This window comes from Planococcus soli (assembly GCF_016881065.1).
Taxonomy (GTDB): domain Bacteria; phylum Bacillota; class Bacilli; order Bacillales_A; family Planococcaceae; genus Planococcus; species Planococcus soli.
This window is the reverse complement of record NZ_WXYN01000049.1, coordinates 57160-65099: the sequence shown is the minus strand read 5'-3', so window position 1 is coordinate 65099 and position 7940 is coordinate 57160. Positions and strand designations below refer to the sequence as shown.

General features: G+C 46.9%; 11 protein-coding genes. 1 reads left to right on the top strand and 10 read right to left on the bottom strand.

Features of this window, described 5'->3' with window-relative positions; genetic code table 11:
- Positions 1–246: hypothetical protein (locus GJB59_RS14570; RefSeq protein WP_203583278.1), on the top strand; the 246-nt coding region annotated here is incomplete at its 5' end.
- A 49-nt stretch (positions 247–295) separates the two neighbouring features.
- Here the strand turns inward: GJB59_RS14570 and GJB59_RS14565 are convergent.
- From GJB59_RS14565 to rplQ, 10 genes are all read right to left on the bottom strand, one after another.
- A complete protein-coding gene (locus tag GJB59_RS14565; RefSeq protein WP_142830585.1) occupies positions 296–979 on the bottom strand; it encodes a KinB-signaling pathway activation protein in 684 nt (227 codons plus the stop codon).
- A gap of 193 nt (positions 980–1172) precedes the next feature.
- Complete coding sequence (gene salA, locus GJB59_RS14560; protein ID WP_142830583.1) at positions 1173–2237, bottom strand: iron-sulfur carrier protein/transcriptional regulator SalA; 1065 nt, start codon at positions 2235–2237, stop codon at positions 1173–1175.
- A 171-nt stretch (positions 2238–2408) separates the two neighbouring features.
- Entirely contained in the window at positions 2409–2843 is a 435-nt protein-coding gene (locus GJB59_RS14555; protein WP_142830581.1) for a VOC family protein, read from the bottom strand.
- A 113-nt stretch (positions 2844–2956) separates the two neighbouring features.
- Positions 2957–3349 (bottom strand): 30S ribosomal protein S9, encoded by a 393-nt coding sequence (gene rpsI / locus GJB59_RS14550; protein ID WP_142830579.1) that lies wholly within the window; start codon positions 3347–3349, stop codon positions 2957–2959.
- 30 nt (positions 3350–3379) lie between these two features.
- A complete protein-coding gene (gene rplM, locus GJB59_RS14545; protein ID WP_142830577.1) occupies positions 3380–3817 on the bottom strand; it encodes a 50S ribosomal protein L13 in 438 nt (145 codons plus the stop codon).
- 194 nt (positions 3818–4011) lie between these two features.
- A complete protein-coding gene (truA, locus tag GJB59_RS14540) occupies positions 4012–4755 on the bottom strand; it encodes a tRNA pseudouridine(38-40) synthase TruA (RefSeq protein ID WP_142830575.1) in 744 nt (247 codons plus the stop codon).
- Between the two features lie 12 nt (positions 4756–4767).
- Positions 4768–5565, bottom strand: coding sequence for an energy-coupling factor transporter transmembrane component T family protein (locus GJB59_RS14535; protein WP_142830573.1), 798 nt, complete (start codon positions 5563–5565; stop codon positions 4768–4770).
- Complete coding sequence (locus GJB59_RS14530) at positions 5562–6434, bottom strand: energy-coupling factor ABC transporter ATP-binding protein (protein ID WP_142830571.1); 873 nt, start codon at positions 6432–6434, stop codon at positions 5562–5564. Before GJB59_RS14530 ends, GJB59_RS14535 begins: the two co-directional genes overlap by 4 nt.
- Complete coding sequence (locus GJB59_RS14525; RefSeq protein WP_142830569.1) at positions 6410–7258, bottom strand: energy-coupling factor ABC transporter ATP-binding protein; 849 nt, start codon at positions 7256–7258, stop codon at positions 6410–6412. Before GJB59_RS14525 ends, GJB59_RS14530 begins: the two co-directional genes overlap by 25 nt.
- A gap of 283 nt (positions 7259–7541) precedes the next feature.
- Entirely contained in the window at positions 7542–7916 is a 375-nt protein-coding gene (gene rplQ, locus GJB59_RS14520) for a 50S ribosomal protein L17 (protein WP_008432531.1), read from the bottom strand.
- Between the last annotated feature and the right edge of the window lie 24 nt (positions 7917–7940).

Genomic DNA, 7940 nt, shown 5'->3' with positions numbered 1-7940 from the left:
TTTGTTGACGTTTTGCTGTTCAGTTTTCAAGGTTCAATTAGTATGCCGCCGTTTCGTTTATGTTGTTCGTTGTTGCTTGGCGACTTTTATTATATTAAAGCATGTTTATATTCCTGTCAACACTTTCTCGAAAGTTTTTACAGAAACCGGTTTTTTCCTTCTGTACTCACCACTCCCGCTGCCTTATTAACGCCCTTCCCTCTTACTGCCATCAACATTCTCTGGCTACTCAACCGTGTTCTATAAAAATGAAAAACCATTCATCCGCCGGAACAAAGCCAGCGGATGAATGGTTTTATTTTTTGGAAGCTGGCTGCGTTTGCGCTTTTCTAGCTGCGCGCCGCTCTTCCAACTTCTGCCGGTCAATATCTGATTGGGCATTGTATTTCGGCAATACCAATAGCTGATACGCATTTACTGCCAAGAAAGGGAACAGCAATAAAGTAACCCAGCTGTCGATGTTGCCTTCTTCCACCATCAATGCCGGCAGCCACTCCACCGTAGTGATGACGATCATGAAAAATAACGCTGAAATAAATGTATCTTTGTTGGTCCATTTCGCTTTAAAGTAAGCCGTCACCACTCCGGTAACGATCAAAATGGCCAACAAAGTTCCATATAGCCAAACCTGCTCAGTCGTTTCCGCATTTGGTGCGAAACGGAATAAAATCAAATCGGTAATGACCACACCGATGATCAAAAGCTGAACCCAGTTCCACAAGCGCAATGTCCGGAAAATATTCATCCCTATTTGGTGCACCGTCAAGTAAGCAAAGAAACACAGCTGGCTGATAATGCTCATCGTTAAGCCAATAATGACCAGCCAGACGAATCCTGCGAGGAACTCTCCCCACTCGCCCGAATTGAACGGTTGAGAAAAGACGTCATCCCAGCGAACGAATAAACCGAGCACTCCTGTGACGACTCCACCAATCAAAAGAGCTTTCAAAAAAAACTTAACCCAATTTCGTATTGTCAATTGAATGCCTCCGTTATTTAAAGTCCTTCTAAGATTGTACCAACCGGCTATTGAAAAATCCATTCACCACGTGCAACAGATTGTGAACAAAGCTTGAAAGTCAGAGCTTTGTTACCGAATCGCCATATCCTATTGCCAATCACCCATAATAAAAGTCCGGAAACCAGTTAAGGGTTCCGGACTGCTAAAGTTTCTATTTTTTATCGGCGAATTGTTTAAGCACTTGCTGAGCGATGTCTTCGTAAATTTTCCCTGTTGGATGCTCTGCCGTATAAACGGATGGTGCAAAGTCTTCTTCGTTCCAATCCGGCTGGCCGAGTGGAATCTGTCCGAGCAGCGGCGTCTGCAATTCTTCTGCAAGCTTTGGTCCGCCGCCTTGTCCGAATAAGTATTCTCTCTTGCCGGTCTCTTTGCTTTCGAACCACGACATGTTTTCAATAACACCCAATACTTCGTGGTCGGTTTGAAGTGCCATCGCTCCGGCACGCGCCGCGACGAATGCCGCAGTCGGGTGAGGTGTCGTGATGACGATTTCTTTGGAAGCCGGAAGCATTTGGTGGATATCAAGTGCAACGTCCCCAGTGCCAGGCGGCAGATCCAATAGAAGGTAATCCAAATCTCCCCATTCTACATCGCGGAAAAACTGGTCAAGCACTTTGCCGAGCATCGGACCACGCCAAACGACTGGCATATTGTCTTCCACGAAAAAGCCCATGGAGATGACTTTAACACCGAAGCGTTCAACAGGAATGATCGTTTGGCCGCGAACGACCGGAGATTTGTCGATGCCCATCATATCCGGCACGCTGAATCCGTAAATATCGGCATCAATCAAACCGACTTTTTTGCCAAGACGCGCCAATGCAATCGCCAAGTTGACAGATACCGTCGATTTGCCGACGCCGCCTTTACCGCTGGCGATTGAAATAAACTCAACTTTGTTGAGTGGAGACAGGAGATCCTGCGCTTCTGATTCGTTTGCCGTTCCACGGAACTGGGCCAGTGCCTCAGGTGGAAGCTCTTCAAAACGGATGCCGACAGATCCTGCTCCCGCTCCTTTCAAGACATCGACAACTTTCATCTGAAGCTGCATTTGTTCAGGTGTGTTGGTTTTGGCAATTGCCAATTTGACACTGACGTGATTTTTTTCTTCTTTGATCGTTACGGACGTGATGCCGTTCGTTTCTGTCAACGATCTATGTAAAAACGGATCTTCTAGCGTTCCGAGTAATTCGCGCACTTGTACTTCAGTTAACATATCGATACACTCCCTATCAATTTTGCTCACCATAAAGTATAGCACAGCAAATCTTATTTTTAATCTATTCGCGCTTAGAACAAAAATGAAAAAGCCACTCAGCACCGATAGTTATAAAAGATTCGGCAAAGCGGCTTTTTCATCAGACTCGCGAGACATGCAGACACCAACTTACGAATCCAACTTCAGCATATCGTTTTCATCATACGTAAAGTCCGGACCCCATGCGACTTCCCAGTAGTAGCCGTCGGGATCTGTAAAGTAACCGGAGTAGCCGCCCCAGAAAACATCTTTCGGTTCTTTGACGACTTTTCCTCCAGCCGCTTTCGCCAGAGCAATCACCTCATCCACCTCTTCTTTATACTTCACATTGTAAGCCAGAGTAATGCCCGAAAATCCGCTGCCGCTTGGCGGATTGTTCTCGTCGATATCTTTTGCCAAATGCTCAAACGGATACAACTCCAGTTTGGTCCCTGATGAATTAAAAAACACAATTTCAGGATTGTCCCCTTTTTCAGCGGTCTCAAAGCCGAGTCCATCCCTGTAAAACTTTACCGACGTTTTCATATCTTTGACACCCAGGCAAATTAAGTTGATTCGATTCATTTCTGCCTCACTCCTTTTGTTTCTTTCTATCTTACTTGTCCAGGTCCTAATTTGAACATAAAAAAGCACTTCCCAAATTTCTTCGGAAAGTGCTTTGTAAACGAAAATCGAAATTAACGTTTTGAGAACTGAGGTGCACGACGTGCTGATTTAAGACCTGGTTTCTTACGTTCTTTCATACGTGGGTCACGTGTTAACAACCCAGCAGATTTCAACGCAGGACGGAATGCAGGGTCTACAGTAAGTAGAGCGCGTGCGATACCGTGGCGGATTGCTCCGGCTTGGCCTGTGAATCCACCGCCGTTTACGTTTACAAGGATGTCGTAGCTTCCTAGAGTATCCGTAGCAACTAGTGGCTGTTTGATGATTTGTTGTAATGTTTCGTAAGGAACGTAGTCCGCTACGTCACGTTTGTTGATTGTAATTGTGCCGTTACCCGGTACTAACCGTACGCGAGCTGTTGAGTTTTTACGACGACCTGTTCCAATATATTGAACTTGTGCCAAAGGTGTATCCTCCTCTAATTTACTAATGTATTATCCGCGAAGCTGGTAGTTTTCTGGTGTTTGTGCTTGGTGGTTATGTTCTGGGCCAGCATAGACATGCAGCTTTCTGAACATTTGGCGTCCTAGAGAGTTTTTTGGAAGCATCCCTTTGATAGCCAATTCAAGCATCTTAGTTGGGTATTTTGTGCGCATTTCAAGTGCAGTACGCTGTTTCAATCCACCGCTGTATTGTGTGTGGCGGTAGTAGATTTTGTCTGTAAGCTTTTTGCCTGTAAGATGGATCTTTTCAGCGTTGATGATGATCACGTGATCACCAGTGTCAACGTTTGGTGTGAATGTTGGTTTATATTTCCCGCGTAAGATTGAAGCGACTTCAGAAGCTAAACGTCCAAGAGTTTGCCCTTCTGCATCGACAACTAACCATTTACGCTCTACTTCGTGACCCTTAGCCATGAATGTTGTACGCATGTATATTGTCCTCCTAATAAATCGTCTGTTTTTAAATTCTTTTACAGTGTTCCGCTGTTCCGTTTTTTCGTTATCCCTAAACACAAATAACCTTCCGGGGCATATCGTGGGGGTAATGAAAATACCATACATCATGTTATAACGCCAGCGCTAAAAAGTCAAGGGTTTTTCTAAAAACACCAGGAAAAGTTGCTTCAGCTCTTATACATCACGCTTTCCAGGTAAAGACCATGCGCTGCCGCTGTTTTTCCGGCAGCATCCCGCTCAGCTGCAGCCACGATTCGGCCCAGCTCCTCGGCCTTTCTTTTGCCGATGCCGACTTCCGTTAATGTCCCTGCAATAATGCGGACCATGTTATACAGGAAGCCGGAACCTTCAATGACCATATGCAGCTCATTGCCATGCTCTTCAAAATCTACGCGCCAAATTGTCCGTACTTTGTCGACCACGGCAGTATTGGCTGCACAAAAGCTTGAAAAATCATGGGTGCCAACCAAAGACTGTGCCGCCGTTCTCATCGCCTCTACATCAAGAGGCTGCTTGACATGCACCATATAGTTGCGTGTGAACGGGCTGATGATCGGACTGCGGTCCCATTTATAGCGATAGGTCTTGCCGGTCGTATGGTAGCGCGCATGAAAAGATGCATCCACTTCTTCAATCGAACTGACGCGTATGTCTTCCGGCAACAGAACATTCAGAGCTTTTAGCCAGCCGCTCACAGGAATGGAAAACTCCGTGTCAAAATGAATGACCTGCCCTGTGGCATGCACTTTTGCATCAGTCCGCCCGCTTGCCACGACCTGAACCACTTTGCCTTTGTGGATGGTTTTCAGCACTTTCATTAATTCAACTTGAACCGTACGCGATTCCGGCTGTACCTGATAACCTGCAAAACCGGAGCCGTCATAGGCAATTGTCGCTTTTAATCGTTTCATAACTTTCTCTCCTTATACCCGGAAATACCAGAGCATTCCCGCAAGCCCTGCCAGCACCAGCAAACTCAGGCTATCCACAAAACGCCAGTCCAACTGGCGATAACGCGTTCTGCCTTCGCCTCCCCGGTAGCCGCGGACTTCCATCGCCGTAGCCAGGTCTTCCGCCCGTTTAAAGGCGCTGACGAACAATGGGATCAATAGGGGCACAACGGCCTTGATGCGCTCTTTCATCGGTCCTGAGCCGATGTCTGAGCCTCGGGCCATCTGTGCTTTCAGGATCTTGCCCGTCTCGTCCATCAAAGTCGGGATAAACCGCAAAGAAATGGACATCATCAATGCCAACTCATGGACGGGCAGCTTGACCCGTTTGAACGGGCCAAGCAGCACTTCAATGCCATCAGTGATGGAAATCGGCGACGTCGTCAACGTCAGGATGCTGGTGATGAACACTAAAACTAGAAAGCGGATCGAGATGAATATCCCTTGCCGCAATCCTTCCTCATAAATCTCAATAAAACCGATATCCAACAGCAAATCACCTTCACGCGTAAAGAAAATATGCAGAAAAAAGGTGAAAATCAACAGGATAAAGACCGGTTTCAATCCATTTATCAAGAAATACAGACGAATTTTAGACAGGAAGACCACCAATAACGTGAATCCCAGCAAAATGCCGTAGGTCACTGCACTATTGGCAATAAAGACAATGGCGATAAACACAAAGACAAACGAAATCTTTGCGCGCGGATCCATTTGGTGAATGATGGAATTGCCAGGAATAAATCGGCCAAAAATCATTTTCTCCATCATTCGGAATCACGCCCTTCCAATAAAGCCAAAGCGATATTCTTAGCCAACGCTTCTTCTGTCAATGAAATCGCACCAAGCTTGATGCCAGCTTTTGCTTCGAACTTCCGCTGCAGACGGATTGTCCGCGGCGGTTCCAAGCGATAATCACCCAATTGCTCTTCATTGGAAAAGATCTCCTCAGGCTCTCCAGTGACCACGCAGTGGCCATTGTGCATAATGGCCACACGGTCTGCGTAACGCGCTGCATCTTCCATGCTGTGGGTCACCAAAACGGTCGTCAGGCCCTTCTGGATATGCAAACGATGGAACAAGTCCATAATTTCACGGCGGCCGCGTGGATCGAGTCCAGCCGTTGGTTCATCCAGCACCAGAACATCCGGTTCCATTGCCAACACTCCTGCAATAGCGACACGGCGCATTTGTCCGCCAGACAAGTCGAATGGGGATTTCGTCAATACTTCCGGAGGCAATCCAAGCTGCTCGACCAGCTCATGTGCACGGCGGCTTGCCTCTTCTTCCGGAACGCCGTAATTCAGAGGGCCAAACATAATATCTTTTAAAACCGTTTCATCAAACAGCTGCTGTTCCGGAAATTGAAACACTATCCCGACTTGGCGGCGGACATCGCGCAAGTTTTTCGCCTTAACACCCGCTTCGATTTTGCGTTCGCCAATCATGACTGACCCTTCGGTCGGCTTTAGCAAAGCATTGAGATGCTGAAGAACTGTCGATTTTCCGGATCCGGTATGTCCAATAATTGCCGTGTAGGAACCAGAAGGAATATGCAAGGATACATCCGTCAACGCCCGTTTTTCAAATGGCGTGTCTTTTGCGTAACTGTATCCTACTTCCTGGAGTAATATGTCCATAGGTCATCCACCAATTCATCTTCTGTCATATGTTCCGCTTCAAGCTCGACTCCAGCTTCCCGCAGCAAATGTGTCATGCGCATCGCAAACGGCAAGTCCAATCCCATAGTCGTCAACTGGTTACCGGAAAGAAACACAGCTTCCGGTGTGCCTTCCAACTGCTTGTGCCCAGCATTCATGACCAGGATGCGGTCAGCCATTGCAGCTTCCTCCAAATCATGCGTAATCGAGATAACGGTAAGGCCTGTCGCTCTTCGAAGTTCACGGATAGTTTCGATGACTTCCATGCGCCCTTGCGGATCCAGCATGGACGTCGCTTCGTCCAATATCAAAAGACGCGGACGGAGTGCAAGAGCACCCGCTATCGCCACACGCTGCTTTTGCCCGCCCGATAAATGATGGGGTTCGTGATCGAAATAAGCTTCCATTTTCACCTGATGCAAAGCTTCTTTGACGCGCAGCACCATTTCTTTATGCGGTACACCATTGTTTTCCAATGCAAAAGCCACATCGTCCTGAACCGTCGCTCCGACAAATTGATTGTCCGGGTTCTGGAAGACCATGCCCATCTGCGAACGGATATCCCACAGGCTTTCTTCTTCCATCATTCGGCCCATCGCGGACACTTTGCCGGTTTGCGGAAACAATAAGCCATTCATCAATTTAGCGATGGTTGATTTTCCGGAGCCGTTATGGCCTACCAAGGCAATCCATTCCCCGTCTTGAATTGAGAATGACAGATCCTTTACGGCGGGTTTCACCGTTTCATCTTCTGGTGCATATGTAAATGTCACATTTTCAAATGACAATATGTTCGAATTCATCTCAGCTGACCTCCTCTAACACATGCTTCGCTCTTCTCTACTCTACTGGGTTTCGACAGCTTTTGTAAAACGGTAAATAAATAAAAAAAGCGCGCACCTCATTCAGAGAAATGCGCTTTTCTGTCTCTATGGCTTCCCCGGTTGCTTAAGCCAGGGTTGAATGAGGTGCGTAGAGCTAGACGAGACGCCGCCTTTCGGCTCGCTCATCATAACACTCAGCTTTTCATATTGTCGTATAAATCATAATGCTAAAAGAAGAGGGCTATTGACCCCCTTCGATTGATTAAACCAATTCGATAATAACGATAGGTGCGCCATCTCCGCGACGAGGCCCCATTTTCATAATGCGAGTGTAACCGCCTTGACGGTCAGCGTAACGTGGTGCAACATCATCAAACAATTTCTGCAAAGCATAAGTTGTTGTTTCGTTGCCTTCAGCGTCTGCAGTTGTTACCAACTCACGGCGCATCCATGCTGCTGCTTTACGGCGAGCGTGAAGATCTCCACGTTTACCAAGCGTAATCATTTTTTCTACAGTCGAACGCACTTCTTTCGCACGAGCTTCAGTCGTTTGAATGCGTTCATGTACGATTAAGTCTGTTGTAAGGTCACGTAATAGTGCTTTACGTTGAGAACTTGTACGTTGAAGCTTTCTCATTGAAGTTTCCCTCCTTTGTTGAAT